The following is a 26,937-nucleotide window of genomic DNA, read 5'->3' as shown; positions in this document are numbered from 1 at the left end:
GGTAAAGATAAACTATAAGTCTAAGCTTTACCGTCCTCTCACACCACCGTATGTACTTACGTGTACGGCGGTTTCCTTAAAGTATCTTACGGTGAAGCTTTTCATGGTGTAATGCAAGACTGTAATAGCCATGAACTGCGAACCAATCGTTGTTCATTCCAATGTTAAGGGCAGGACTGTTGCTTAAACGCCACCATCCTTTACCACTGAGAGCTGTTCTCCAGCATAATGTTTCCTCAACTCCCAGTTTCCTTAGCCATCGTACGATTCCTATGCAGCGTTTGCATTGCCTCAATCGAAAGCATTTCAAGCGCCTTCGCAACCAACCATCGATTACTTTGAGCTTCTTTTGCATACTTGCGTATTTGAAGTAGTTAAGCCACCCTTGTAATACTGGTCTAAGTTCGTGTAAAACGCGATCGAATGACACTCCACGGTTACGTCGTGTTATTTTCTTCACTTTTGATTTTAGCTTTGCTTCGCTTTCTCTGCTTAATCCAACTCTGCCTTGATTTAAAATACTATGTCCCAGAAAGTTTGTTTCATAATATTTTCTAATTGCACTCTTACTGCGATTTACCTTCAGTTTCATTCTTCCCTCTATGAACTTTGTAATGCTTCTCATTACTCGTTCTGCACTAGTTTTGCTGCCTACAAATATTTGCATATCGTCGGCATATCTTACATAGCTTATCTCTCGTCGATTTAGTTCTTGATCTAATTCATCGAGTACTATGTTCGATAACAACGGACTTAGTGGACTCCCTTGTGGTGTACCTTTTGTCCGTTGTTGCATTAGACCATCCTGTAGTATCCCTGATTTTAGAAATTCTTTGATTATCCACAACACTCGTTTATCACTAATTCGTGTGCTTAGTAACCACATTAATCGGTGATGATTTACTTCATCGAAAAATTTTTCCAAATCTATGTCAACTACATGACGCTTTCCTTCTGTTACATACTTCGCTGCTTTACTTAATGCCTGATGTGCATTTCGTTTTGGCCGGAATCCGTAACTGTTCTCACTGAAACTTGGGTCATACCACTTTTGCAATTGTTGCGCAATGGCCTGTTGTACTAATCGGTCTCGTACCGTTGGAATTCCCAACTGACGATAGCCTGTCCCTTTGGGTTTGCGAATTTGTACACCTCGCACTGCTTCCGCTTTGTATTTACAGTCAAGTAGCTCATCTTGTATTGTTTGCAAATTTTCTTGCAAACATTTTCTTAGTTCTCCTACTTGCATTCCATCTACTCCGCCTTTGCCTGCATTGCGTACTACTCGCTTGCACGCTTCTTCTAAATTTAATGGATCTACTATTGCTTCCATTAAATCTTTCGTCTGATGTCGTTGTTCTTCACACGCAGATAGCCATTGAGGACTTACCTTTCCGCTGCTTTCGTACCATACGGGTATGGCCACAGCGAAAAGGCTGTCGCTTATATCACATTCTTTCTGTCTCGCAGACTTCATCTGGATATTCGACATTTTCCTGTCCATTTAATCTTTCGATTTTAGCTTTTACTACCTAAAAAAAAAAACCTTCATCAACTTTAAGGATTCAGTCCTTCCCTCCATTCCATTACAGAAACTTCTTTGGTACTATGACCTCTGCTGACTTCTGTTTAGATGCTTTGCTATTCCAGTTCGCTCGTCTTCGCCTCCGCTTTTCTTCACAGATCTCCTATGGTAAACTCATTACTCTTTCCTTGTAATCCACAGAATTTACTACTGCTGTTTACGTCCAACTATTTGGCTTCGCAGTCTAATGCCCACTTACCATCAGCATAAGCCTTGTATTCTGTTTCTGTTCGTTGGATCACAATTTTATCCGCCACTTCCTTCAGATTCTGTCTCACGACAAACACCCTTGTTTTGGATTAACGATTCCCGTTGGATGGCTCGTTCGGGACTTTCACCCTAAAGATTAATGGTATGCATAGCGCACAATAAAAAAGCCTGAACTTTTTGAGTTCAGGCTTTTAATTTCATTGTTAGTTTAATTAACTTTTATTGACTTCCTCAAATTCTACATCCGTAACTTTTTCATCTGTTTTTTGAGAATTCGATGAACCCGACTCTTGATCATTCGCTTGTTGAGCATTCTGACTGGCCTGATAAATATCCTGACTGGCAGCCTGCCATGCTGTATTAAGCACCTCTAGTTGTTTAGTTATCTGTTCTAAATCCTGGGCTTTATGCGCATTTTTAAGATTTTCTAAGGCAGTTTCAATTGCTTGCTTTTTATCGGCTGGAATTTTATCTCCGTATTCTTTCAATTGCTTTTCTGTTTGGAAGATAACTCCATCTGCTTCATTGATTTTATCTACTCGTTCCCGGGTAAGTCGATCTGCATCTGCATTTACAGCTGCTTCATTTTTCATTTTTTCGATTTCCTCTTTCGACAATCCGGTTGAAGCTTCAATTCGGATGTTTTGCTTTTTACCAGTTCCTTTATCTTGTGCACTGACACTTAAAATTCCATTCGCATCAATATCAAAGGAAACTTCTACTTGCGGAATTCCTCTAGGTGCTGGTGGAATTCCATCTAAAATGAACCGGCCTACAGAACGGTTATCTTTTGCCATAGGTCGCTCTCCTTGAAGAATATGAATTTCAACTGATGGCTGATTATCTGCTGCTGTGGAGTAAACCTTGGATTTTTTAGTTGGAATTGTTGAATTGGCTTCTATTACAACATCGTAAACACCTCCTAAGGTTTCAATCCCAAATGAAAGGGGCGTTACATCCAATAATAGCACGTCTTTTACTTCTCCCGTTAAAACACCTCCTTGAATTGATGCACCAATAGCAACCACTTCATCGGGATTCACCCCTTTATTCGGCTTTTTCCCAAAAAATTCCTCAACTACTTGTTGAATTCTTGGAATTCGGGTTGAACCACCCACTAATATGATTTCATCAATATCTTGATTGGTCATTCCAGCATCTTTAAGCGCATCAGCACATGGTTTTAATGTTCGTTGAACCAAATTATCAGCTAATTGCTCAAATTTTGACCGACTTAACTTTAAAACTAAATGCTTAGGCACACCATCCATTGCGGTGATATAAGGCAAGTTAATCTCAGTTTCAGACGAACTGGATAATTCAATTTTTGCCTTTTCAGATGCTTCTTTTAAACGTTGCAAAGCCATAGGGTCTTTTCTAAGGTCAATGTTTTCCTGGCTTTTAAATTGATCTGCTAAATAATCAATGATTACCTGATCAAAATCATCACCACCTAAGTGTGTATCCCCATTAGTTGATTTAACCTCAAAAACTCCATCACCCAATTCCAGAATGGAAATATCAAATGTACCACCCCCTAAGTCATAAACCGCGATGGTCATGTCTTTGGTTTTCTTATCCATTCCATAAGCCAAAGCCGCTGCTGTTGGCTCATTGATAATCCTTTTTACGGTTAGGCCTGCTATTTCTCCAGCTTCCTTGGTTGCTTGTCTTTGCGAATCATTAAAATAGGCAGGAACTGTAATTACAGCTTCCGTAACTTCATGTCCTAAAAAATCTTCAGCTGTTTTCTTCATTTTTTGAAGAATCATGGCTGAAATTTCTTGAGGAGAATAAAGCCTCCCATCAATGTCGACGCGGCATGTGTTGTTATCTCCTTTTTGTACTTTATAAGGCATTCTGCCTGTTTCAAGGTTCATTTCATCAAAACGCCCACCCATGAATCGTTTAATTGACGAAATGGTTTTCTTAGGGTTTGTTATGGCCTGCCTTTTCGCTGGATCTCCAACTTTACGTTCTCCGTTATCTAAAAAAGCTACGACCGACGGGGTTGTTCTACGGCCTTCGTCATTTGCAATGACCACGGGTTCATTCCCTTCCATAACGGCAACACACGAATTTGTGGTTCCTAAATCTATTCCTATTATTTTTCCCATTATGCTGTTTTTAAGAATTGTAGTCAATCCTTATGCCATCCTGAATTATAGGTAAATTTGGCAGTATTCAAATGGATTTACTCCTATTTTGACATAATAAAGCTTCGTAATATGTCAAAGAGTCAGAAAAATTTATTTGAAGTTTAAATCTCTGGTCAGTGCGTTTGATTGAAGGGAATCTACAGTAGGAGGCTCAAGTGTGATCGACTTTTTAATGGAAACTGTCGAACTAAAGACGCCAAACCCTTCAGAAAGATTTGTGTATCTGGGTATTTCCTGCGAAGCCGTAATGCCTGTATTTGCATTCAAAATACTTAAGTAACCCTGAATTTCAGGCCCGCCTCCAGTTAATATAAAGTCTATCTTATTGATAGATCGCTCTATATTGGTGTTAACTACCAATTTATCATGTAAAAAATTGTAAAATGCACTTCCATTAACTTTAGTTGAGGAAATATTATCCACACGATCAATTTTACCTGGTTGACTTTTCGCAAATGGAATTTCTATAATTTTAGTTATTGATTTTTGAGACACCACATCAAATTCAACTATATAAACAAGCGCTTTCAAATCAAATACAGTGGTATTGTTTTTATTCTTCCATTTAAAATCATAGGAACTTCTATAGGCAAAAAACAACTGCCTGGTACCATCATCTGGAAATACAAAACTAAGATCACTCACTAAAATGATTTTTGAATTTACCAAAGCACTGCCATCTCCACGATCGATCTGTAACTTCAATTCCTCGCCTCCTTTAAGATTCAAGGTGCTGGTACGAATTTTATACATATAATTTGGCAAGGTAGCAAATGGTCCAGCTTCCCGGGGATATCCTTCTAATGCGGCATCAACCCGATTTAAAGTATGACTTGTATTTGTTGCAGTTTGAATGAGTTTTACGGTAGCATTTTGGTAGTACAAAGAATCAACAATTTTAGAAATTTGACTCGCTGGGATATTTTCATCCACAAAAGCCTTTTCCAATCGGATGTATTGGGCTGTATCCGTACGTTTGATTAATCCATATACAACTGGAATGTCTTTATAGGGTTCTGTTAATTGAAAATCTTCTGAACATTGTACTGCTAAAAAACCCAATAAACCTAAAAACAAAAAGTGGTGCCATTTCATAGTACGAAGGTAAAGAAAAGACTTGTGGAAGTAATCAGTCATTAGTTAAATTTTTAGGCTCTTCCAAACCGAGGGATCTTTAAATAAAGCCTAAATAGCCTGATTTAGTAGATTACTAAATCCTTTTATCCTGAATTGGTAAGCTTTATTCAATATTAAGAATTAAAGATCTGCCCAACTAATTGATACCATATTATTTGGAAAAGCCAATTTCCTCTAACTTTACGCCATGTCAATTCATAAAGAGCAAAAGCGTATTACGACCAATACCATCCTGGAAATGAAGCAAAATGGTGAGAAAATTGCCATGTTGACCGCTTATGATTATTCCATGGCAAAAATGTTGGATGAAGCAGGTGTCGATGTTTTATTGGTTGGAGACTCTGCATCTAATGTAATGGCCGGACATGAAACCACTTTACCGATTACCCTTGACCAAATGATCTATCATGCACAATCCGTTGTGCGAGCCGCAAAGCGTTCCTTAGTGGTTGTAGATCTTCCTTTCGGGTCTTATCAAGGAAATACCAAACGGGCACTAGATTCTTCGATTCGAATCATGAAAGAAAGTGGAGCCCACGCTGTAAAATTAGAAGGAGGTTCAGAAGTAACAGATTCTATTCGTCGAATTCTTACTGCAGGCATACCTGTAATGGGGCATTTAGGATTAACTCCTCAGTCTATTTATAAATTTGGAACCTATGCCGTTCGGGCAAAAGAAGAAGCCGAAGCAATAAAATTACGCTCAGATGCACTTTTGTTGGAGAAAGCCGGATGTTTTAGTCTGGTTTTGGAAAAAATTCCAGCCATTCTGGCAGAAGAGGTTAGCAAAAGCCTTCATATTCCTACTATTGGTATTGGTGCAGGCAAAGGGACCGATGGACAGGTTCTCGTAAGTCACGATATGCTCGGAATTAATCATGAATTTAATCCACGGTTTTTACGGAGGTATGCAAACTTGCATGAAATCATTCAAGAAGCAGTTCAACATTATACCCGTGATGTAAAAGAAAATAAATTCCCATCTGATACTGAACAATATTGATGCGAATTTCTAAAGCCTTCTACATCAAAGTAAGTGTTACGCTACTGATAGTGGCCGTATTTTGCCTGGCTATTTATCTGAACGCATTTAAGGAAAATGTTAAAAACAATAAAGACCAAGAGCTGTACATAGATAAAGCATACCCTGTTTCAAGCATTGGAATGATTCTGGATAGCATCGTTCAAGATACTTTTTTAATCACGAGGTTGGCAAAATGGATGCAGCTTAAACAAATAAAACCCGGGCATTATAAAATCAAAGCTGGAAGTAATAATCTAAGCCTGGTTAACAAATTAAGAAAGGGAGTACAAGACCCCGTTTCAGTTGTTTTAAATTCTATAAGAGATGTATATCAACTCTCAGGTAAATTGGGCAATTCATTATTGCCTGATTCAATTGAATTTTTAAACATGCTACAAGATTCTGTATTATTGAAAAATAATAATTACACGAAAGATAATATTTTAACAGCTTTTATTGCAAATACATATCAGTTGTATTGGACTTCTACTCCAGAGCGCATTTTACAACGAATGATTCAAGAGAATCATACTTTTTGGAATAAAGAAAACAGAAGCCAAAAATTAATTGAAAAAGCTTTATCTAAAACGGATGCGTATATCATTGCTTCCATTGTTGAAAAAGAAACCAACATTGATATTGAGAAACCTGATATTGCCGGAGTTTATATTAATCGGCTTAAAACCGGCATGAAACTTCAAGCAGATCCTACAGTTGTTTTTGCACTGGGTTTGTTTGGAATTCAACGCGTTTTATTGGAGCACTTAAAAGCAGATTCTCCTTATAACACATACTTTGTTGAAGGGCTTCCTCCTGGACCCATCTGCATGCCTTCGGTAACAAGTTTAGATGCAGTAATAAATGCAACACCCCATGATTATTTGTTTTTTTGCGCGCGTCCTGGGTATGATGGAAGCCATGCATTTGCTAAAACATTATCCGGTCACTATGAAAATGCAAAATTGTATCGAAATTGGCTTAATGCCCAACGAATACGATAAAAAAACCTTTTGAATTCTTAAGTCTATTCCTTTACAGGCAGTGAATCCCTTCTGGATAATTTAATTTGCCAGGGATTGTTTCCATATTTTGAGGTCCCAATTAATATCATATGTGCCGGATCCACCTTCACCTTCCATTCTGAAGAAGTCCCGATAGTTGAACGAAGTTCTAACAAACCTGTTTTTTCATCATAAATGTATTTACCAGATTCAGTGGTTTCAGCATAAAGTCCCTTTTTATAATCTCCTTTGGTCAATAAATCCAACCATTGGCCTTTATAAATATTTTCCTTTGGGGCTTCTTCCTTGATTGACAATGCATACGTATAATGCCAAATCATATTTACCAAATCAGGAGCATCTTTTTGCTTTTCAGCCAGTTGGATAAATTTATCATCTATTTTACCCATAACTGGAGGGGGAATTTTCATCTCTTCAACTTTATTATTTGTTGGCGTTTGAGAAGAAGCTCCAATCGAGGCATTCTCCTTATTTTTGCATTGACTGAATAGCAGTATTAGCGCTAGTACTCGTAATATTTGCATTTTGTTGCTGTTTTATGATAGATAATCCACGCAAAGTTATTCAAAACCAGGAAATGTTTTCTAAAAACGACCTGCTCCTTGTAGCAGTAAGTGGAGGTTTAGACAGCATGGTTCTGTGTGATGTATTACATAAACTTCAATTTAATTTTTCAATCGCTCATTGTAATTATCAATTGAGGATTCCTGATGCCAACTATGATCAGGAAATGATTCGCAAATGGGCAAACGATCGCCAAATTCAATTTTACAGCAAAGAATGTGTTTTACCAAATTCAAGCAATATTCAAGATCAAGCTCGGAAAGCTCGGTATGCATTTTTTGATGAGCTGATAAAGAAGCATCATTTTAAATACTTGTTAACAGCACATCATGCAGATGATCAGGTTGAGTTGTTGTTTTTGCAATTGAGCCGGGGAAGTGGTATTAATGGCCTCAAAGGCATGGTCATGCAATCCGATATACACATTCGACCGTTTTTACCACTTTCAAAATCAGATCTAAGCAGCTATGCACTCGAAAACAATATTCCCTATCGGGAAGACAGCAGTAATGAAGCCAGTTATTATTTAAGAAATTTTTTTAGAAATGAGGTCTTGCCATTAATTGAATCAAGACTCCCGGCATTTAAGCAAATGACCAGAAGAAGTATGGATCATCTCCAGGAGTTAATCCCTTTACTTCAAAATTTATACGAATCCTGGAAAAACCACCATGTTAAAATTTCAGAATCAGAAATCAGCATTGCCGCAACAAATCCATCCTGCTTTTTAAGTTGGTATCTTTCAGATCTAGATTTTCATCCAGAAACAATACAACAAATTAAATTCAACCAAGACAAGAGTGGGAAACTATTTTATAGCCGATCAAATTACGAACTTGCGATCCATCCCGACGGAATTAAAATAAGAAAAATAAATACTTCACATTCAAAAGAAGCAGAACACCTTATTTATACAAGTACAGGAACTTTAGAATTGGATTATGGCATTTTGGAATGGACAATTGGTAATCCTGAATCTGAACTTTTATTTTCAGATTCTAACTTTTGTTATTTTGATAGTGCGCAACTTAAATATCCTCTCAGAGTAAGAAAATGGGAGCCTGGGGATCGCATTCAAGTTTTTGGAATGAATGGAAAACATAAAAAAATCCAGGATGTATTCACTGATTCCAAACTTGGTATCTATGAGAAGGAGAAAATGTATCTATTAACAACTGAAGAAAATATTTTGTGGATTTGCGGGCTTCAACGATCTGACCATGCAAAAATTGATCTGAATACCAGAAATGTCATCCAGTTTAAATTTTCAAAAAAAGAAGTTTGACACAAATCATTTTTGTTTGGTTTCTTTTTTCTTTCCAAAAATATCTTTGCCATCACTGTTTAATATAGGCTTTTCTCTTGGTGGAGTTTGCAAAATTTCACCTTTTTGATATGGGATATAATTCCAATACTCATTTTTAAATTCTAATGCTTCAAATGTTCCGTCGGGTGCTCGTACGACTTCCCCTGATTTTACATCTGTAAATGTTTCAACATGATCAAAAAAGATTATTTGGGATGTCTCATCGTATTTAACAACTACATTGGCTGAAGGGGAATAATTTACCACATGTCTGTAATACCAATCTTCATCTCCTTTTTCATTCAAATGCTTAAACTTTGGAGCTCCTATAATTAATTCATCGTTTTTAATTTCTAACATATCTATAATTCGATATTTAGAGCCATCCTTACCAAAACGATAGCCTAAAATGGTATAGGCATTGTTGATTTTTAGTGGAATTACATGGTAATAAAGAGCACCATACCAATTCTTAGAATTAAAAGCTTCGTAGTTAATACGAGAAATGGTTCGATCTACATCTTTTAAAAAAATAGGTTTAGATTCTGGTCTAAACAATACAGCACTGTAATGAAAATCTTTTGATTTGCGCTCTACCTGCCAACTGATGATGCACAACGTTTTATCAACCGATTCACACTTGACAAAATTGGGGAGAAAACTTAGTTTCGAACTGTCTTCATTGTTAATAACCAGTTCTTTAAGAAGTCTATTAAATCCATGTTCTGCTTCGATTCTAAATTCAGCTTGATTTAGAAAAAACATGGCATCAGCGAAAAAACGAAAACTATCTTGTTTCGTTCTTAAAGCCTGACTGTCACAGGGGTAGGTATAAAATAATACGACAAGGCAACTTATCCAAATCTTCATGATACAACTACGATGAGGGAGGTCGTTTTATTGTGCTTGTGGACAGGCCATTAGTTTTAAATAATCTGGTTTGTCTGAAGGAAACTTGTGTCGGAATTCATTCGTAATTTGACCCTTCTGAATTATAAAAACACCCGGCATTTGAAATCCATCGCCCAATTGGGTGCCAAATCCATGGCCTTTAATTAAACCGGCTTCGATTCCTCTTAGCCATGAACGAAAGCCGAATAATTGATTAAAAGTTCCTTTTAACAGACCAAATTCTTTATAGAAAAGGCAATCAGGATCTGAAACACGAGGCACAGAACTCAAGCCATATCGTTCAAAATATTTGCAAGCAATGTCTTCTGTTGACATGTGTACCAGAATTAAACAATTTTTATCAAATTTATGTCCATTGAATAAATCATGCAATTCCTCAAGGGCTTCCCGGCAAAATGTACATCCAAAATGCCGTAAAAACACAAGAATTACATCTTGTTTAAGTGATTTTTGATAAACGGTCTCTCGATCCGTTGTATACATTTTGCGAATTGCCTCATTGATGGAAGCCATGTTGTCAAAACAAGGCTTTGTGTTAAAAGTTTAAGAGCTCACTGGTGGTAAATTATCATAAACATCCATAGTAGACTTTACTTCCGATGCAGATTGATGCAATAAAGCAGTTTCTTCTGGGCTTAATTTTAGTTCGATTATTTGCTCTACCCCATTTTTGCCTAACTTTACAGGAACCCCAACAAAAACATCTTTCAACCCATATTGGCCAATTAGCTTAACACAGCATGGGAAAATGCGCTTTTCATCTTTAGCGATTGCTTCAACCATTTGAGCTGCAGCGGCACCTGGCGCATACCAGGCAGAAGTGCCCATTAATTTTACCAATTCTCCTCCGCCCTGCTTCGTCCGATCAACAATAGCCTGAAGTTTATCCATAGCCAATAATTCTGTTACAGGAATGCCAGAAACCGTAGTTAATCTGGGCAAAGGCACCATAGAATCTCCATGACCACCCATTAATATTGCCTGGATGTCTTTTGGACTGACATCCAAAGCCTCAGCCAAAAAGGCCCGATAGCGGGCAGTATCTAAAATTCCAGCCATCCCAATGACTTTGTTTTCAGGCAAACCGGCTACTTTATATGCTGCATAGGTCATGACATCCAAAGGATTAGACACTACAATGATTATCGGATTTTTTGAATACTTTAATACAGATGTCGTTACAGAATTAACGATTGCGGCATTTGTACTAATCAAATCATCCCGACTCATCCCCGGTTTACGCGGCAAACCAGCGGTTATAACTACAATTTCAGAATCTGCTGTTAATTGATAATCCTGAGTTCCGATTAATCTACTTGAATAATAATCAACAGGGGCCTGCTGCCAAGTATCCAGGGCTTTTCCAATCGCCATTTCAGCTTTTATGTCCACCAAGACAATTTCACGGATAAAATCCTTATGCGCCAAAACATTGGCCACAGTCGCACCGACATTTCCGGCTCCGATAACGGTAACTTTATTCATTTTGATTCGTTATTAAATAATAGGGCAAAACTATTAACTAAGTATTAATTTTGTGCCCTTAAATGCACATATTTTAAATTTTTATAATGAATAGAGTTTTATTTGTCTTTTTGATAGGACTTTTGATTCCAATCAGTGATTTCGCCCAGGAATTGGGAAAATGTGGAACTGGATTACATGAAAATTTAACAATCCGGGAACGGATGTTTTCAAATCGGGAAACATTTAAAAATCAAATTATTCAAAGGGGCGGTGCACCATTTTATATCCCAGTAACCTATTGGATGGTTGCCAAAGCAGATGGTAGCGGGCGAATTACAATTAAAAATGTTGTTGAAAACCTGTGCGCACTCAATAGAATTTATGAATCATTAAATATTGTCTTTTACCTTAAAGCAGCCAATTCGATTAATAATACATTTATTTATGATGATCCTAGCAGTACTCTTGGAAGGGCTTATATAAATCAATTCATGCAAGCCAATAAAAATGCCATTAATATTTTGTTGGAAATGTTGCAAATGCCAGTGAAACGGGTGTTTTGGCCTTTTATACAGGAGATGGAGACTATATCGTCAGTGGAAAATTACATGTTGGCCCTAATGGCACCACACTTGCCCATGAAATTGGCCATTTCCTTTCATTGCCTCACACATTCATTGGTTGGGAAGAAACGGTATACCTTACCGTATCAAACAATTGCACAACGCCTCCCCCTGTTTCAATTTTCTATCGAGGAAATGAAGTTAAAACAGAATATGTGGATCGAACAAAACAGGGTACCAATGGAAAATTACACTGCAATCAATCAGCTGATGGATTTTGTGATACTCCTGCAGATTACAATCTCGGTTTTGGATTTCAAGGACCGGGTTGCGTTTATTCGGGATGTGCCAAAGACCCTGACAATGCTAAATTAGATCCGAATGAAACTAATTTAATGAGTTATTTTTTAGATTGTATAAAAGAGTTTTCACAGGAACAAAAGGATGCCATTTTAAAAGATTATTTATCTTCCGGTAGAAACTACCTAAGAAACCCAGTATATACGCCAAAGCCTGACATTACAGATGCCGTCAATTATTTAACACCAACCGGAAGCATTCCGCCTTTGGGTTATGATACCGTTCGATTTGATTGGGATGATGTTCCCAATGCAGATAAATATATATTTGAAGTTGCTGAAAACATTGGATTTAATATCAATAATAAATTATTTTTATTGTCTCATTCTGATACGGTTTTGTATAATCTCAAAAAGAATGCAAATCACTATTGGCGTGTAACACCCTATAATACAAACAGTTTTTGTGTTGTTTCTAAAATTACTAATTTCAGAACTCCATCCTGGACTGTAGCAAATGAAAATATTGAACTTTCTGGATTAACTGTTTATTTCAGACAATATGGAGAAAGTAAAATTTCATTAATCATTCATTCAGAAACTGAACAATCACTTCAAATGCAGTTATTTGCAACCGATGGACAAGGTATTATTACTAAAAACTATAAAGTTCAATCCGGTTCAAATTATTTTGAATTAGATAATTTACAAGCTGGCATTTATTTTTATAGAATTTCTGATCATTCTGGAAAATTTAATTCAGGAAAATTCCTAACATTCTAATCGTTACATACATGAGGTTTTATATACTTCTTGCATTTTGCTTATTAAATGTGAGTACAAATGCACAATCTTCTTTTTGTGGAACCGGGATAAAAGATCAGGCGCAATTAATGACGCTTCGTGAAAATTTGCCACATTTTGAAAAAACAGACCATGGACTTATTTATATACCCTTGCAGATTCACAACGTAGCCAATGATAATGCTGTTGGATTTTTTTCTAATTTAATCATATTCGATGCACTGTGCACATTAAATCAGGATTTTCTACCCAGCGGAATTCAATTTTACCTTGAAAATGATATCAACTACATTCGCAATACTTCCTGGAATGACCATGCCGAATATGAAAAAGGCGAAGAGATGATGTTGAAAAATAATTATCCAAATGTTGTGAACTGTTATTTAGTCGCAAATCCAGCAGGAAATTGTGGTTATTATACATACAAAGGAGATGCGGTTGCATTAAGTAAAAACTGTGTCGGTAAAAACAGCCATACCTGGGCACATGAACTTGGACATTACTTTTCATTACCCCATACATTTTACGGCTGGGAAGGAATTAGATACTCAAATGGAAAGCTTACAGAAGATTATCAAAGTCAGGTATTTACCTCCATTGAGAACGTAGAACGTAAAAATTGCAAGTTTCAAGCAGATAACTTTTGTGATACCGATCCTGATTATATTAGCAACCGATGGACTTGTTCGGGTGATGGATTTAGTGGTTCAATTTTACGGGACACGAAAGATTCTACATTTCGTGTTGATGGAACCTTGTTTATGTCTTATTCCAATGATGACTGCATGAAACGTTTTTCAGGAGATCAAATGAAAGCCATGTTGAATTATTACAATGGTCCAAGAGCAAATCTCAAACGTGCGAATGTCAATCCAAAAACACTGGATCAAAATCCAATTGCCTTGAATTTTCCAATTGACAGTGTTGTGATTCCATCTTCTAAAATACTCTTATCATGGCAAGCTGTTCCAAATGCTACATATTACAGCATTCAAATATCAAGAACTGAAAATTTTACGGTGATTGTGAAAAATCTCATGGTTACTACCCCATATGTTGAGTTGGATTCATTAATATCCAATAAAAACTATTGGTGGAAAATCAGAGCTTTTTCTGATTTTGATTTTTGTGGAACCAGTTCAGAAGTTGGATTATTCAGAACGGATCAACTGGTTTCGACTGAAAATAAGTTGTACAACAATAACAAATCAATCCTAATACCCAATCCGGTATCAGGCACACAAAGCTTTATACTAAAAGATGGCAAGCAATTTATGTCTGAATCATTTAGGCTCAGCTCAATTTTTGGTCATCAAATTGAATTGAATGACAAAAGGGAATTTAACGATCATCTATTGTTTTCTATAAAGGATATACCAGATGGCATCTACATCCTTTCAACTAAAAATGTTTCAGCAATTAAGCCTTCAAAACTTGTTATTAAAACCAAATAAATGAATTTACACGAATATCAGGGAAAAGAATTATTGAATCGCTTTAGTATTCGAACACAAAAAGGATATGTCGCATCAAGCCCTGAAGAAGCTTTAGAAAATTATAACAAAATTGTTTTAGAAAGCAATGCAAATTTTGCTGTAGTTAAAGCGCAAATCCATGCAGGGGGACGTGGCAAAGGCGGAGGAGTTAAATTAGCTAAATCAAAGTCCTAAATTTGATCAATGTAAAGAATATTATTTTTCCGTTCTTACAGATCGTAATTCGCAACAAAATGTAATTATTTATTCTCCAATGGGAGGTATGGATATTGAAAAAGTTGCAGAGGAAACTCCAGAACTTGTATTTAAAGAGTTTGTTGATGCTTGTTTGGGTTTACAAGAATTTCAATGTCGAAAAATAGCTTTTAATCTTGGCTTAAGTGGCAAAGCATTTAAAGAGATGTTAGGTTTTACAAAATCACTTTACCAAGCCTTTGTGAATTTAGATTGCAGTTTAATTGAAATAAACCCTACACTCAAAAACGGACATGATGAAATTGTTGCCGTAGATTGCAAATTGGTCATGGATGACAACGCACTGTATCGGCATACCGATATAGAAGCCATGAGAGATGAATCTGAAGAAGATCCTACAGAAATTGAAGCAAAAGCCTTTAATCTGAATTATGTTAAATTAGATGGGAATGTGGGTTGCATGGTCAATGGAGCCGGCTTAGCCATGGCTACGATGGATATCATTAAATTGTCTGGAGGCAATCCTGCAAATTTTCTTGATGTTGGTGGTACTGCAGATGCAAGCCGAGTCGAACAAGCTTTCAGGATTATATTAAAAGATCCAGCGGTTAAAGCCATTCTGGTAAATATATTTGGAGGAATCGTTCGTTGCGATCGGGTTGCGCAAGGTATTGTTGATGCTTATAAAAACATGAAAGACATAAACATTCCTATTATAGTTCGACTTCAGGGAACCAATGCTGAAATCGCAAAAAAAATTATTGACGATTCAGGATTAGAAGTTCATTCAGCCATTCTATTGCAAGAAGCAGCTGATTTAATAAAAAATGTATTAAAAATATAATTGGAGCAATTTAGTTTAAGTAAACTTAATCTTTATATACGGCGAGTCATTGCTGTAAATTTTCAGGATCCAGTTTGGATTAATTGTGAATTACTAAATGTTAAGCAAAAATCAGGGCATATTTATCTTGAACTCATTGAAAAAGATGACAACAATCTAATCATCGCCCAATCTTCTGCGGTAATTTGGAAAACTGCAGTTGCCTCCATTCAAAATAAAAATTCGTTTGATTTATTTCAAATCTTAGTTGAAGGCAATCAGGTATTATTAAATGTTACCATCGATTATAACGCACGTTATGGATTAAAACTGGTTGTTCAGGATCTGGATGGAACTTACACATTAGGCAAAATAATACAAGGCAAAATTAAAATAATCGAACGGTTAAAATCAGAACTTCTTTGGCAAAAAAACAAAAACAGCTTATTGCCTTGTGCAATTAAATATATTTCTATTATTACAAGCTCAGACAGTGCGGGATGTAAAGACTTTTTAAATCATTTAATTCAAAATCACTTTGGCTTTACTTTTAAAATAAAGAAATACGAAGCAGCCATGCAGGGGGCCCATACAGTCAATCAAATTTGCAATGCATTTGAGTTAATCAAGAAGGATAATAAATTTAAAACGGATCTCGTAGTAATAATTCGTGGAGGTGGCTCAAAGCACGACTTATTGGAATTTGATGATTATTTTATCTCAAAAGCTATTTCTGATTGTCCCTACCCTGTTTTTACGGGTATTGGTCATTTTATTGATGAATCATTAGCAGATCTTTCAGCTTATTCTGCCTTAAAAACTCCAACAGCCGTTGCTGATGAAATTATTCACATCAATCAACAGTTTGAAATGGGTCTTATTTCAACGTACCAGGAAATTTGCAATTTTGCTCTTGCAAAAAAGAATAGTTATAAAGCATCATTAGTATCCATTGAGGCCAATTTAATTAGCATGACTCGCAGAATTTTATTTGACCATCAAAGCAGGGGGAATGAACTTCGTCACAACATTGAATTGAGTAAAAACAAACTACTCAATAAATATCACATGCTGCTTGTTGAAATTCAGGGATGTTTGGATTCAAATGATCCTGATAAAATATTAAGCAAAGGATATAGTTTAGTTTATAAAAATGGAAAGTTAGTCCAAACTATAGAAAACTTATACGCCGAAGATTTGGTTGAAACTAAATTAATTAATGGTACTTTTAAAAGTAGAATCACAGATATATGGCCACAAAAAAGTTAAATTATAACGATGCCATGGAGCAATTACAGGCTCTCTATACCCAACTTAAGGAAGATAAAATTCCTCTTGAAAACTTACCTGAGGAAATACGCAGGGCAAGAGGACTTCTGCAATACTGTCAAGAATTGCTAAGGTCTATAGAGCAGGAAATCGAGCCTAAAGAATAATTTTTTTATTGCACTGATAACCTTTTCTGAAATGTGCAATCCTTTCATATAATTTATTATTCACCCTAAAATTAATTAACATGAAAACGATTTCATTTATTGGCTTATTGCTATTGGCAGTTTCTTGTCAAAAAGAGGCACTTCAAATTCCGGATACTGTAAGAGTAGTAACCGCAGCGATCCCTGAAAATTTGAAACAAGCAGTTGTTCCTTGTAATTCCAAAATTGAATGCAAGGAGGTAATAGCAGCTAAATTAAGCGAACTTCAAAAGGAAGCTGACAGAATTTGTAGCGCTGTTACTGGAGAAGTGTATTGCTGCTCCAAAGGGATTAAAATTGGATATTCCCTATTTGTAAACCCAAAATCCAGCGCTTGTTTTGAAGAAAACTTGCTTGAAGCAGATGCCCCAAGAACTGTAGACAAACGTTTGAACTTTAATATTAAAATTCAAAAGTATGGTTGTTTCGCTGGTGGAATTACATTGATCCCGATCGTATTGGATGAAGATTTGAAGGGCAAAAAATCCGGCTATGTATTTAGATGGAATTTAGATGACCAACCATTAATTGATGGTCAGAGAGTCGAATGTTCTTATAATATGAGGTATACCTTATATGTTACCAGAATCTCTGATTTAAAAACCCTCGCATTTCAAGGATTTGTAATTGATCCGATAGATAAATAAAACAAATTACCTGTCTTTTACAAGGCCATTGGTTGATCCGATGGCCTTTTTTATTTTGTTTTGGAGCTCCAGATAAGCTTGGTTAAGCGACGACTTAAAAGTTTAATATCTTCCCATGCATTGCGATCACGCATTGCAGACCAGGTAATAAAAATTCCTGGAATTGTGAGAATAATACAAGGCAACCATGCGGCCCATACTGTTGGGATTTTTAAACCTTCGGTCAATCGCTTACAAAATGTATTAAGCAGAATGTAAGCGGCAAAAACCAGTATACAAATTATAAACGGATAGCCATAGCCCCCTTTTCTAACAATGGCACCTAAAGGTGCTCCAACAAATATGAATAAAAGGCACACTACTGCCAGTGAGTACTTAATAAAAAGTTCATATTCAAATTTTGCTTTTTGTACTTTAATTTGACGAGTCTCCTTAACAAAAGTATTTCTCCTTTCAAGATTGATTTCAACATTTTGAATAATTTTTGTTGACAAAGGTTTAAAAAGATCTGTTCCTTTGGTTTCATAATCCCAGATCAAACTGTCAAGTAAGGCAAGATTTTGCTTGGAGTAAAAATGTGTGAACGGACTAGTTTTAGTAATGGTATCCCCTTTGTTATTTAAGATTCGATCCAATGACAAGGTGGTAAGTAAATCATGACTTTTTCGATTGAGTGTGCGACCAATACTGTCAATTTCTTGCCTTAATTGCTGACTATTCTTCATTCGTTTATCGTTCTTAAACAAATCTTCATCTGTTCGATCCAATTGGAATTCACTCAAATCAAAAACCTTGACCAATTCATTAAATGAAGTTCGAATGTAGGGAAGTTCCGATCCAGAAGAATTGCGTCTGCCAGGATCTTGGTAAACAGTCCCATTCTGCAAAGCCATTACCATAAATTTATCCTCATCCGTTACATACATCTTGCCAGTTGCAGCAGAAATTGTTGTTTTTTCCCCGGAATTTTCAAATTTACTGTGATCGTAAATCAAAATATCGGAAATATCATTTCCATTTGAACTTTTGTGCCCGATTCGAATGGTATAACCATAAAAGTCTTCATTAAACACAGCCTCATCCAATCCCAAGGTTGGTTTTTGGCGCTTAAGATCATGCAAACGGCTTAGGTATTTAAGATTCGATCTTGGGATAATATAATCAGAACAAATCCATGAAAAGAGTGCTACAAATAATGCCATGAGCATTACAGGCAGCATAATGCGAAACAATGAAATTCCAGCTGACTTCATACTGGAGAGTTCATATTGCTCACCTAAATTTCCAAATAAAAAAACACCTGCCATCAAGACACCAATAGGTAAAGCCAATGGGGTTAATGAAAAACTTAAATAAAATAGAAATTCCAAAATAACTAAAATACCAGCTCCTTTACCCAGGATATCATCAATATAAAGCCAAAAAACTTGCATGACCAAAACGAATAAGGCCATAAAGAACGATATGAAAAAAGGCGGTATAAAGCCTTTTATCAACATAAGATCTATTTTCTTAATGGCTATCATAGTAAATCAAGAAGCATAAATTGCTATAAACACTTAATAAAGTAAGGCTGCTTTAAACGTAAAAGTTCGTCAGTCAGTACAATTTGGCTTGTATCACCGGCATTAAACGTATCAACTACCACAGAATAATATTCTGATTGAGGAAAATTATACTTGAATGCTTTATTAAATCCTTTATTTTTTATCATTTTAAGCTGATTATCAGCATTTTGTGGTATCAGAAAACTACCCGCTATGATAAAACAACGATTTGAATCTTTACAAAACGAAGCATTCGTCAATTTGGGGTTAAAATCTAATAGTGTCTTGTTATAAGTATGCCAAAATCGACTAAAATTGAATTGCAATAGCAACACAGTTCCAAATCCAAAACAAAGGAGTCGATTCATGAATGCAAATCTATTTCAATATGGGGATTTCGGGTTTATTTTGCAGTGAAAAGGATCAACATGCGCGTACTATTTATGGGAACTCCGGAGTTTGCAATTCCATCATTAGATGCGATACATCGCGAACACACTCTAGTTGCCGTCATTACTTCCCCTGATAAACCTGCTGGCAGAGGCCATCAGTTGCAGGTTTCCGCAGTTAAAACCTATTGCCAAGATCATAAAATACCTCTTTTACAACCAAAAAACCTCAAATCTGAAAAATTTCTAAATCGGGTCAAAGCTCTTGATCCTGATATTAATGTGATTGTTGCGTTTCGGATGTTGCCAATTGCACTCATTAACTTACCAAAATTTGGATCTTTGAATTTACATGCTTCCCTACTACCGAAATACAGAGGTGCAGCACCAATTCAACGCGCGATCATGGCTGGAGAAACAAAAACGGGTTTAACCGTTTTTAGGTTAGCGCATGAAATTGATACCGGGGATCTCGTCAATTCCTTGGAAGTAGCAATCGGTTCAGATGAGACAGGAGGCGAATTGCATGATAGATTGGCTCAAGCAGGTGCACCTCTTTTGATTAAAAGTTTACAAGAAATAGAATCTAATACAGCTAATTATAAAACTCAGAATGATGAACTAGTCAGCGCTGCTCCAAAAATATTCAAAGATGATTGCAGAATTGACTGGACAAAATCAACCGTGGTTGTTTACAATTTAATTCGTGCACTTATACCCTATCCTTGTGCATGGTTTGTGGACAAGGGAAAGACGTATAAAATTCACAAAGCATCAAAAATAAATCAAACTCATACCTTGATTCCTGGAGAATGGCTTATAGATACGGATTCCTTAAAAATTGCATGTTCTGATGGCTATATAGAAATATTTGAAATTCAGGCTGAAGGCAAGCGTAAAGTCACAGCCAGAGAATTTATAAACGGATTACAAAACCGTGACATTAGAAAACTGGAATAGCATCAATTAATTCCTGGGTATATTCATGTTTTGGGTGATTAATAACCTGTTCGCAATTCCCATATTCAACAATTTTACCGGAATTCATAACTGCGATACGATCGGCAATAAATCTAACAACTGCCATATCATGTGTAATAAACAACATCGTCAATTTAAATTCATCCCGCAAATCTTTTAATAGATTTAGAATTTGAGCCTGAACTGAAACATCTAAAGCCGATACGGGCTCATCGCAAACCAGGAATTTAGGTTCGAGTGCCAATGCCCTTGCAATACAGATCCGTTGTCTTTGACCTCCGGAAAATTGATGCGGATACCGGTTGTATTGATCTTCCTGCAGGCCTACTTTTACTAAAAGCTCATGTACACGTTCGATTGCAATGCGTCTGTTTGGGAAAAGATTGTGAACTAAAATTGGCTCAAGTATAGCATCGCCTATTGATTGTTTTGGGTCTAAAGCAGAATAAGGATCCTGAAAGATTAATTGCATATCCTTTCGTAGCAATTTCCATTGTTGCTTGTTTAAATTATTAATTTGTCTACTTCTATATTTAATTATTCCCTCTGAAACAGGCGCTAAATTTAAAATTGCTTTCCCAACAGATGATTTTCCACTTCCGGATTCCCCGACTAAACCCAATACTTCACCTTCATAAATTGTAAAATTCACATCATTAACAGCATGAAATTCATGTTTATTATATCCTAAAAAGCCAGATTTTAATGGGTACTTAACATGTACATGCTCCAATTGAATCAACTTATCTTGGTGAAATAGTTTTGTCAAATCGTCTTCAATTTGTTCTTTAGAAATTGGTAAAAAAAGTGAATCTTGATTATCTGGTAATTTGTATTCTCTAATAGACTCTTTGGTCAACAATCTATTTAGTCTTTTATTTAATGGTGGCCGGGCTTTAATTAAGGCTCTTGTATAGTCTTGTTGAGGATCGCTAAAAACAGAATCAACGGGACCCCGTTCAATAATTTGGCCCTTATACATAACCAAAACATCATTACACAATTTCTTTATTACATTTAAATCATGACTAATAAATAAAATGGATATTTTTAATTCACTGTTCAGTTGTTTTAACAGTTCGATAATATGCTTTTGCAAGCTTACATCCAGCGCGGTGGTTGGCTCGTCTGCAATGATTAATTTTGGACTGCAACTAATAGCAAGTGCTATTAAAACTCTTTGGAGCTGTCCTCCTGATAATTGAAATGGATAGGATTTATAGATTCGATCTAAGTCTTTCAAACCGACCAAATCAAAACAATGCATCACCCGATCTCTAATTTCAGCTGCATTTCCCATTTTGTGAGCCCTAAGACCTTCGGAAACTTGAAACCCACAACTTAACAAGGGATTGAGAGACGACATGGGCTCTTGGAAGACCATGCCAATTTTACGTCCTCTGAAAGATCGAATATCCCTTTCATTTAACTTGGCTAAATCGGTGATTTGTCCATTTTCTTGAAATAAAATCTCACCGGAACTAAATTGAGCTGAAGGATCAAGTAATTTTAAAATGGAAAGTGCTGTCAATGTCTTGCCGGAACCAGATTCCCCTACAATACCTAATATGGAGTTTTCTGGAATTTCAAAGTTAACAGAATCAAGGGTTTTGGAATAACCGCTTGCACTATTAAATCCCAGAGTTACATTTTTTACTTCTAATAAATTCACTTCACAAATAAAGCAATAAAGTCGAACTATTTGTTTACATTGTAGATACTAATTTTGCATAAATTAGGTTGATACATAAAACATACACATTCTATGAGAAAATTATTAAAAGTAGGCCTTTTTGTCATTTTAGGTCTTTTGGTGTTAGCATTTACAATACCTATATTTTATAAATCCACAATCATGGAGGCTATTAAAACGCAAGCAAGTAGCTCCATAAACGGCAAATTTGAATTCAAGGATGCCAGCATTTCCTTGTTCCGTGACTTCCCTAATTTAGCCATATCCATTGAAAAACCTCAATGTTTGGCATACGTAAACCAGGATACCTCCCTGCTATTCAATGGAACTGAAATTATAATTAGCCTAAGCCTTTGGAAATTACTTAGGGATCGTCAAAATACCGTAATCAAATCATTCGGCTTAATAAAGCCCATCATTAATTTCATACAATTTGACAGTTTACACAATAATGCCCAGATATTAAAAACAGACTCAAATGCAGAAACAGTCAACTCGAATACATCTCTTGAAATTAGTTATTATTACATAAAGGAAGGAGAACTAAATTATACTGATAAATTTAGCAATACATCCAGCAAGATCAATAATTTAAATCATTCTGGAAACATTGTTCAAACGAATGATATTCTGAATCTTATTTCTAACACACAAATTCAATCAATAAGCTACTATTCAAATGGAATTCCGGTAATTGAAAATTTATCACTAGACTCTAAATTAAATTTAAATTATTCTGAACAAAATTCAAAATACGTAATTAAGGAATCTGTTTTCAATTTAAATAATTTAAAACTTCTTTGCAATGGAGATATTCAATTGTTAAAAGATTCAACCATCATGAATCTTGCGATTGAATCACCAGGAAATGAGTTTAAAGATTTGTTTTCAATTTTACCAAATGCATTTACAAAAGATTACAAATCGGTTGAATCAAGTGGAACTTTTATGTTTAAAGTTGAATTAAATGGAATTTATTCTGCTTTAAATAAATTTTATCCTAATTGGGATTTACAATGTTCAATTGAAAAAGGAGCACTTAAGTACCCACAAAAGCAATTAAAAATTCAAGATGTAGCTCTGGAAATCAAATCAGGTAATTCAGATATTTCTGGTAAAGATGCTTACCTGAACATCAATTCTTTTAAAATGAATCTTAATAATCAATTATTAAATGGTTCATTACAGCTTACAGATATTTTTCAAAATTCCACAGTGGCTGGTACACTTAAAGGCATACTCAATCTTGCCGATTTAAGCGCGTTTTATCCAATGGCAGCTGGTACTGAATTATCAGGAGTAATTAAACCTGATCTGGAATTTAATTTTAATCAAAAAACTATTGAAAACAGTCAATATTCCGATGTAAAATTACAGGGAAGTGTTTTATGTGACTTGATAAAATACAAAACAAAAGATTTACCTGAAATAAAAGTCGATCAGGCAGCTATCAAAATTTCTCCTGAACTTATCGTGATAAATGAGCTAAATAGTTCATTTGGAAAAAGCGATTTAAAAGCCAATATCATATGGCAGGAGCCTTTGAAATATTTTACACCTGAATCAAGCATCAAACTTAAAATTGTCAGCAAAAGCAATCTGGTAGATTTAACAGAGTGGATTTCAGAAGCCACTCCGCAACAAAATAAACCCAATGACGCTGCTTTAACTGCAAATGATCTGGAAGGTGTACAGGTATCCTTTGAATCAACTATTGCAAAATTAGTTTATCCTGAATATAAAATTACTGCGGTAAAAGGTTCAGGTGAATTAATTGGCGATCAATTGATACTTCACAATTTTTCAGCTGAAATTAATTATAACCAAATTCAAGGCAAAGGGTCTTTTACTAATTTGGCTGCATACATGTTTCAAGACAAGGTATTGAATGGAAAAATGCAGCTAAATGCAAATGTCTTTGATGCAGATCTATTTCTTAAAATAGACACAAGCATCCAAGCAACTTCACCTGCATCTACAGAGGCCTTTCAAATCCCACCAGAATTTAATTTTGATATTGGATTTAATGCGAACCAATTTATATACAGACCTCTTAAAATGAATGCTTTACAAGGACAAATGCAAGTAGTGAATTCTGAAATACTATTCCAAAATTTAAATTCTAATGCCATGGGAGGGAAAATGTTTTTAAACGGATTGTATAGTACAAAAGAACCCAATAACCCTACTTTTAATTTCAAATACGACTTATCGAAAGTTCAGTTTTCCAATACTTTTAATTCGATATTAAGCATAAGAAAGATAGCTCCTATAATGCAATACATTCAAGGATTTTTTAATAGCAACATCATTTTCCAGGAAGTTTGGATAAATCACTAAATCCAATTTATGAAAGTATCAATATAGAAGGATTTGTTGAAACGCTGGAAGGCTCAATAAAAGGATTTAAGCCATTAGATCAACTGGCTTCCAAATTAAATATTTCATCATTGAAGAATCTTGATTTAAAAAACACAAAGAATTGGCTGACCGTTAAAAACGGATTCGTAACAATAAAGGATTTTAATAAAAAAATTGATGATATTGGCATTACAATAGGCGGCAATCATAAAATCAGTGGAGAAATGGATTACAATTTTCTATTTAACATTCCAAAGAATAAAATCGATGGCATAACAAAAGCAATTAAACTTGATAAAAGTTTGGACAAACTGTCTGGAACTCTTTCAAAATATGGAATAAATGGTTTAAATAGTAAATCCTTAAACATAGCAGTGGCTATGAAAGGAAGCTTAACAAATCCCCAATTTAACTTAAAGTGGGTCAATGAAAAGGGGGAAGAGCAAAATGAATCTACAATTGGCAATGACTTGAAAAATGCAATTAAAGACAGTTTAACAAATCGGGCTGAACAAGAAATTGACAAATTAAAGGACAAGGCAGCTTCTGAACTTAATAAGTATGAGGACAGTCTCCGAAAAAAAGCCAATGAAAAAGCAGATTCATACAAAGATGAAATCTTGGAAAAGGCAGGCAAACAAGCTACAAAATCTATTGATTCCAATATCCTAAATAAAGCTAAAGATATATTGAAAAATCCTTTGGATAGTATTAAAAAACCAGGTGATAAAGTAGACGTAGATGATATTAAAAATAAAATGAAAGAATGGAATCCATTTAAAAAAGAAAAGAAGTAACTCATTGCTAAGTTACTTCTTTTCTTTTATCTAAGGTTTTAAATTTATTTACCAGCTTGTAGTTTAATCCTTTAGTAATTTACAAAATTAACTGATAATTCAAATCATTAAAAATAGTTCTTTAATATTGTAATTTAAGACTGAGTACATTTTGAGAAAGATCAAAACCCATTTGGAAACCGATGTCAATACTTGTTCGAAAATAGGCCGCAGAGAATAAATCAACATAAGCTGCTTCTTTTGCCATAATATTAAATGACTCAAAATAACGTTTACTCTCACGTAAATTTGCCCTTGATGATTGTGTGTAATCCATGAAAGAAGTTCTGTAGCCAAAGTAATTTCCAAATAACTCTGAACAAGCACTGTAAACAAGTGCATTCTCAGAAACAAAATCAGGAACAGGGTTACATGAATAATCTGGTATAAAATATCTGTTTATATTTTGTTTAATATAACTAGAAGGTCTTAATAAATTATAGGTGTACTTTGTTTTCCAACTCAATATATATCCATCATAAATCGTTATTGCCATTCTTACATAAAGTTCCAACGTTTGGTCTAAGCGCAAGCCTTTATCTTCACATAACTGTAACATCAATAACAAATTATGATTTAAAGCAGTAGCTTCATGATCTTTAGCCTGATTCCAATACTCATAATGCTCTCTTTGTGAAGCTGACAAATTATTGGTCATGTTATATACCTCCACCGCTTCTGAATACATGATCGAAGATTGAGACGTATTGTATAATAATAAGCGAGATGGCAAAATACCTACTACGTTCTCCACTAAAGCAGGAGTTGTTTCACCCCAATAGGGCAACAATAATTTAGCTGAATAATCTGGAGGAGTAGGAATCCAACAACCTTCCTTGGAAGGCAATGAAAACACTGGATAATTATTTAAGTGAGCATCCGAACGACCATCCAAAAGTGAATAATCCCGAATTTTCCAACCAATTTCATTGCCTAGTTCTTTAGAGTTGCGAATAATTTCTTCGTTTAACTCATTGGATGCAATTTTAACATATTTATCTCTTAACTGTGTAATTCGTTCTAAATTCTGAGTACCGGAGGCCTTAAATAGCTCGGTTGCTACAATAGCAAGTGCATGATTCGAAACAATCATCCAATTATAGTTCTTTGATTGATCTGCAACTGGTAATGTGGTTTGAAAATTTGCCAATCGAACTTGTAACGTTTGATAATTTCTTAAACCGGGCAATAAAGCTTCATACATAGTCAAAGCCATATAATAATGAGCTCTGCTTGAAATCAAGTCATTAAATCCATTACAAGCATTGCTTAGATCAATTGACAAACTCGTCCAATCCTGGACTAAAGTCGGATCCGCATTGTTAATAAAAGGATTATTAGTAATCTGGGTGGATTCTTTTTGACATGAAGTCATTAAGAAAAAGGCAATTAAACAAATCATGCCTTTCAGCGAGGTTCTTATAAAGGTCATACTCAATGGT

At 35.3% G+C, this 26,937-nt stretch carries 22 protein-coding genes and 1 pseudogene; 12 read left to right on the top strand and 11 right to left on the bottom strand.

Translation table 11 applies throughout. From position 1 onward, the window contains the following. Positions 1-76: 76 nt before the first annotated feature. The 3 genes from ltrA to IPK91_02035 all read right to left on the bottom strand — a co-directional run bounded on the left by ltrA (position 77) and on the right by IPK91_02035 (position 5,049). The gene (gene ltrA, locus IPK91_02045; GenBank protein MBK8296073.1) at positions 77-1,477 is read right to left on the bottom strand and encodes a group II intron reverse transcriptase/maturase; all 1,401 of its coding nucleotides are present in this window, start codon (positions 1,475-1,477) and stop codon (positions 77-79) included. A 530-nt stretch (positions 1,478-2,007) separates the two neighbouring features. Next, the gene (dnaK, locus tag IPK91_02040; GenBank protein MBK8296072.1) at positions 2,008-3,912 is read right to left on the bottom strand and encodes a molecular chaperone DnaK; all 1,905 of its coding nucleotides are present in this window, start codon (positions 3,910-3,912) and stop codon (positions 2,008-2,010) included. Positions 3,913-4,044: 132 nt separating this feature from the next. Beyond that, positions 4,045-5,049 (bottom strand): hypothetical protein, encoded by a 1,005-nt coding sequence (locus IPK91_02035; protein MBK8296071.1) that lies wholly within the window; start codon positions 5,047-5,049, stop codon positions 4,045-4,047. 229 nt (positions 5,050-5,278) lie between these two features. Between IPK91_02035 and panB the strand changes: the two genes are divergently transcribed. Then, complete coding sequence (gene panB / locus IPK91_02030; GenBank protein MBK8296070.1) at positions 5,279-6,094, top strand: 3-methyl-2-oxobutanoate hydroxymethyltransferase; 816 nt, start codon at positions 5,279-5,281, stop codon at positions 6,092-6,094. Further along, complete coding sequence (gene mltG, locus IPK91_02025; protein MBK8296069.1) at positions 6,094-7,116, top strand: endolytic transglycosylase MltG; 1,023 nt, start codon at positions 6,094-6,096, stop codon at positions 7,114-7,116. Before panB ends, mltG begins: the two co-directional genes overlap by 1 nt. Positions 7,117-7,139: 23 nt before the next feature. On the opposite strand, the gene IPK91_02020 is transcribed toward mltG, so the two are convergent. After that, positions 7,140-7,661 (bottom strand): hypothetical protein, encoded by a 522-nt coding sequence (locus IPK91_02020; protein ID MBK8296068.1) that lies wholly within the window; start codon positions 7,659-7,661, stop codon positions 7,140-7,142. Positions 7,662-7,675: 14 nt separating this feature from the next. On the opposite strand from IPK91_02020, the gene tilS reads away from it, so the two are divergent. Continuing rightward, positions 7,676-8,986, top strand: a complete 1,311-nt coding sequence (gene tilS, locus IPK91_02015) for a tRNA lysidine(34) synthetase TilS (protein ID MBK8296067.1) — start codon at positions 7,676-7,678, stop codon at positions 8,984-8,986. 6 nt (positions 8,987-8,992) lie between these two features. On the opposite strand, the gene IPK91_02010 is transcribed toward tilS, so the two are convergent. From IPK91_02010 to mdh, 3 genes are read right to left on the bottom strand one after another with little or no spacing between them, the layout of a single operon-like run. Further along, the gene (locus IPK91_02010; protein MBK8296066.1) at positions 8,993-9,877 is read right to left on the bottom strand and encodes a hypothetical protein; all 885 of its coding nucleotides are present in this window, start codon (positions 9,875-9,877) and stop codon (positions 8,993-8,995) included. 27 nt (positions 9,878-9,904) lie between these two features. Further along, positions 9,905-10,432 (bottom strand): redoxin domain-containing protein, encoded by a 528-nt coding sequence (locus tag IPK91_02005; GenBank protein MBK8296065.1) that lies wholly within the window; start codon positions 10,430-10,432, stop codon positions 9,905-9,907. A gap of 30 nt (positions 10,433-10,462) precedes the next feature. After that, positions 10,463-11,404 (bottom strand): malate dehydrogenase, encoded by a 942-nt coding sequence (gene mdh, locus IPK91_02000; GenBank protein ID MBK8296064.1) that lies wholly within the window; start codon positions 11,402-11,404, stop codon positions 10,463-10,465. A gap of 760 nt (positions 11,405-12,164) precedes the next feature. Between mdh and IPK91_01995 the strand changes: the two genes are divergently transcribed. From IPK91_01995 to IPK91_01970, 6 genes and pseudogenes are all read left to right on the top strand, one after another. Next, complete coding sequence (locus IPK91_01995) at positions 12,165-13,031, top strand: T9SS type A sorting domain-containing protein (protein ID MBK8296063.1); 867 nt, start codon at positions 12,165-12,167, stop codon at positions 13,029-13,031. Between the two features lie 11 nt (positions 13,032-13,042). Beyond that, positions 13,043-14,506: a hypothetical protein gene (locus IPK91_01990; protein MBK8296062.1), complete on the top strand. Its 1,464-nt coding sequence runs from the start codon at positions 13,043-13,045 to the stop codon at positions 14,504-14,506. Continuing rightward, a pseudogene (gene sucC, locus IPK91_01985) lies at positions 14,507-15,587 on the top strand (ADP-forming succinate--CoA ligase subunit beta). After that, positions 15,588-16,835 carry an exodeoxyribonuclease VII large subunit gene (xseA, locus tag IPK91_01980; GenBank protein ID MBK8296061.1) on the top strand — a complete coding sequence of 416 codons (1,248 nt, stop codon included), beginning with the start codon at positions 15,588-15,590 and terminating at the stop codon, positions 16,833-16,835. Next, positions 16,817-17,002 (top strand): exodeoxyribonuclease VII small subunit, encoded by a 186-nt coding sequence (xseB, locus tag IPK91_01975; GenBank protein MBK8296060.1) that lies wholly within the window; start codon positions 16,817-16,819, stop codon positions 17,000-17,002. Before xseA ends, xseB begins: the two co-directional genes overlap by 19 nt. An 80-nt stretch (positions 17,003-17,082) precedes the next feature. Continuing rightward, positions 17,083-17,688, top strand: coding sequence for a hypothetical protein (locus tag IPK91_01970; GenBank protein MBK8296059.1), 606 nt, complete (start codon positions 17,083-17,085; stop codon positions 17,686-17,688). Positions 17,689-17,738: 50 nt separating this feature from the next. Here IPK91_01970 and IPK91_01965 read toward each other — a convergent pair whose 3' ends face one another. Together IPK91_01965 and IPK91_01960 are read right to left on the bottom strand one after the other, a co-directional pair. Then, positions 17,739-19,214, bottom strand: coding sequence for an LptF/LptG family permease (locus IPK91_01965; protein MBK8296058.1), 1,476 nt, complete (start codon positions 19,212-19,214; stop codon positions 17,739-17,741). A 23-nt stretch (positions 19,215-19,237) separates the two neighbouring features. After that, positions 19,238-19,603 carry a hypothetical protein gene (locus IPK91_01960; protein MBK8296057.1) on the bottom strand — a complete coding sequence of 122 codons (366 nt, stop codon included), beginning with the start codon at positions 19,601-19,603 and terminating at the stop codon, positions 19,238-19,240. A gap of 60 nt (positions 19,604-19,663) precedes the next feature. Here IPK91_01960 and IPK91_01955 point away from each other — a divergent pair, with 60 nt between their 5' ends. Beyond that, complete coding sequence (locus IPK91_01955) at positions 19,664-20,584, top strand: methionyl-tRNA formyltransferase (protein MBK8296056.1); 921 nt, start codon at positions 19,664-19,666, stop codon at positions 20,582-20,584. Here IPK91_01955 and IPK91_01950 read toward each other — a convergent pair. Then, positions 20,568-22,277 carry an ABC transporter ATP-binding protein gene (locus IPK91_01950; GenBank protein MBK8296055.1) on the bottom strand — a complete coding sequence of 570 codons (1,710 nt, stop codon included), beginning with the start codon at positions 22,275-22,277 and terminating at the stop codon, positions 20,568-20,570. The genes IPK91_01955 and IPK91_01950 overlap by 17 nt on opposite strands. Before the next feature lie 93 nt (positions 22,278-22,370). Between IPK91_01950 and IPK91_01945 the strand changes: the two genes are divergently transcribed. Together IPK91_01945 and IPK91_01940 are read left to right on the top strand one after the other, a co-directional pair. Continuing rightward, a complete protein-coding gene (locus tag IPK91_01945; protein MBK8296054.1) occupies positions 22,371-24,638 on the top strand; it encodes a hypothetical protein in 2,268 nt (755 codons plus the stop codon). Further along, the gene (locus IPK91_01940; protein ID MBK8296053.1) at positions 24,623-25,456 is read left to right on the top strand and encodes a hypothetical protein; all 834 of its coding nucleotides are present in this window, start codon (positions 24,623-24,625) and stop codon (positions 25,454-25,456) included. Before IPK91_01945 ends, IPK91_01940 begins: the two co-directional genes overlap by 16 nt. A gap of 121 nt (positions 25,457-25,577) precedes the next feature. Here the strand turns inward: IPK91_01940 and IPK91_01935 are convergent, their stop codons facing one another. Then, a complete protein-coding gene (locus IPK91_01935) occupies positions 25,578-26,927 on the bottom strand; it encodes a hypothetical protein (protein MBK8296052.1) in 1,350 nt (449 codons plus the stop codon). Positions 26,928-26,937 lie beyond the last annotated feature (10 nt).

The sequence above is a fragment of the Saprospiraceae bacterium genome (assembly GCA_016712145.1).
Taxonomy (GTDB): Bacteria; Bacteroidota; Bacteroidia; order Chitinophagales; family Saprospiraceae; genus Vicinibacter.
Note: the sequence above shows the minus strand (reverse complement) of the source record. Positions and strands in the feature narration are given on the sequence as shown.

Excerpts from the sequence above, each read along its gene's own strand:
- IPK91_02005 (MBK8296065.1), bottom strand. The coding sequence starts at position 10,432 with ATGGCTTCCATCAATGAGGCAATTCGCAAAATGTATACAACGGATCGA.
- xseB (MBK8296060.1), top strand. The coding sequence starts at position 16,817 with ATGGCCACAAAAAAGTTAAATTATAACGATGCCATGGAGCAATTACAG.
- IPK91_02010 (MBK8296066.1), bottom strand. The coding sequence starts at position 9,877 with ATGAAGATTTGGATAAGTTGCCTTGTCGTATTATTTTATACCTACCCC.
- IPK91_01990 (MBK8296062.1), top strand. The coding sequence starts at position 13,043 with ATGAGGTTTTATATACTTCTTGCATTTTGCTTATTAAATGTGAGTACA.
- mltG (MBK8296069.1), top strand. The coding sequence starts at position 6,094 with ATGCGAATTTCTAAAGCCTTCTACATCAAAGTAAGTGTTACGCTACTG.
- IPK91_02020 (MBK8296068.1), bottom strand. The coding sequence starts at position 7,661 with ATGCAAATATTACGAGTACTAGCGCTAATACTGCTATTCAGTCAATGC.
- IPK91_01935 (MBK8296052.1), bottom strand. The coding sequence starts at position 26,927 with ATGACCTTTATAAGAACCTCGCTGAAAGGCATGATTTGTTTAATTGCC.
- IPK91_01955 (MBK8296056.1), top strand. The coding sequence starts at position 19,664 with ATGCGCGTACTATTTATGGGAACTCCGGAGTTTGCAATTCCATCATTA.
- IPK91_01965 (MBK8296058.1), bottom strand. The coding sequence starts at position 19,214 with ATGATAGCCATTAAGAAAATAGATCTTATGTTGATAAAAGGCTTTATA.
- ltrA (MBK8296073.1), bottom strand. The coding sequence starts at position 1,477 with ATGAAGTCTGCGAGACAGAAAGAATGTGATATAAGCGACAGCCTTTTC.
- tilS (MBK8296067.1), top strand. The coding sequence starts at position 7,676 with ATGATAGATAATCCACGCAAAGTTATTCAAAACCAGGAAATGTTTTCT.
- panB (MBK8296070.1), top strand. The coding sequence starts at position 5,279 with ATGTCAATTCATAAAGAGCAAAAGCGTATTACGACCAATACCATCCTG.
- mdh (MBK8296064.1), bottom strand. The coding sequence starts at position 11,404 with ATGAATAAAGTTACCGTTATCGGAGCCGGAAATGTCGGTGCGACTGTG.
- IPK91_01970 (MBK8296059.1), top strand. The coding sequence starts at position 17,083 with ATGAAAACGATTTCATTTATTGGCTTATTGCTATTGGCAGTTTCTTGT.
- IPK91_02035 (MBK8296071.1), bottom strand. The coding sequence starts at position 5,049 with ATGAAATGGCACCACTTTTTGTTTTTAGGTTTATTGGGTTTTTTAGCA.
- dnaK (MBK8296072.1), bottom strand. The coding sequence starts at position 3,912 with ATGGGAAAAATAATAGGAATAGATTTAGGAACCACAAATTCGTGTGTT.
- IPK91_01945 (MBK8296054.1), top strand. The coding sequence starts at position 22,371 with ATGAGAAAATTATTAAAAGTAGGCCTTTTTGTCATTTTAGGTCTTTTG.
- IPK91_01960 (MBK8296057.1), bottom strand. The coding sequence starts at position 19,603 with ATGAATCGACTCCTTTGTTTTGGATTTGGAACTGTGTTGCTATTGCAA.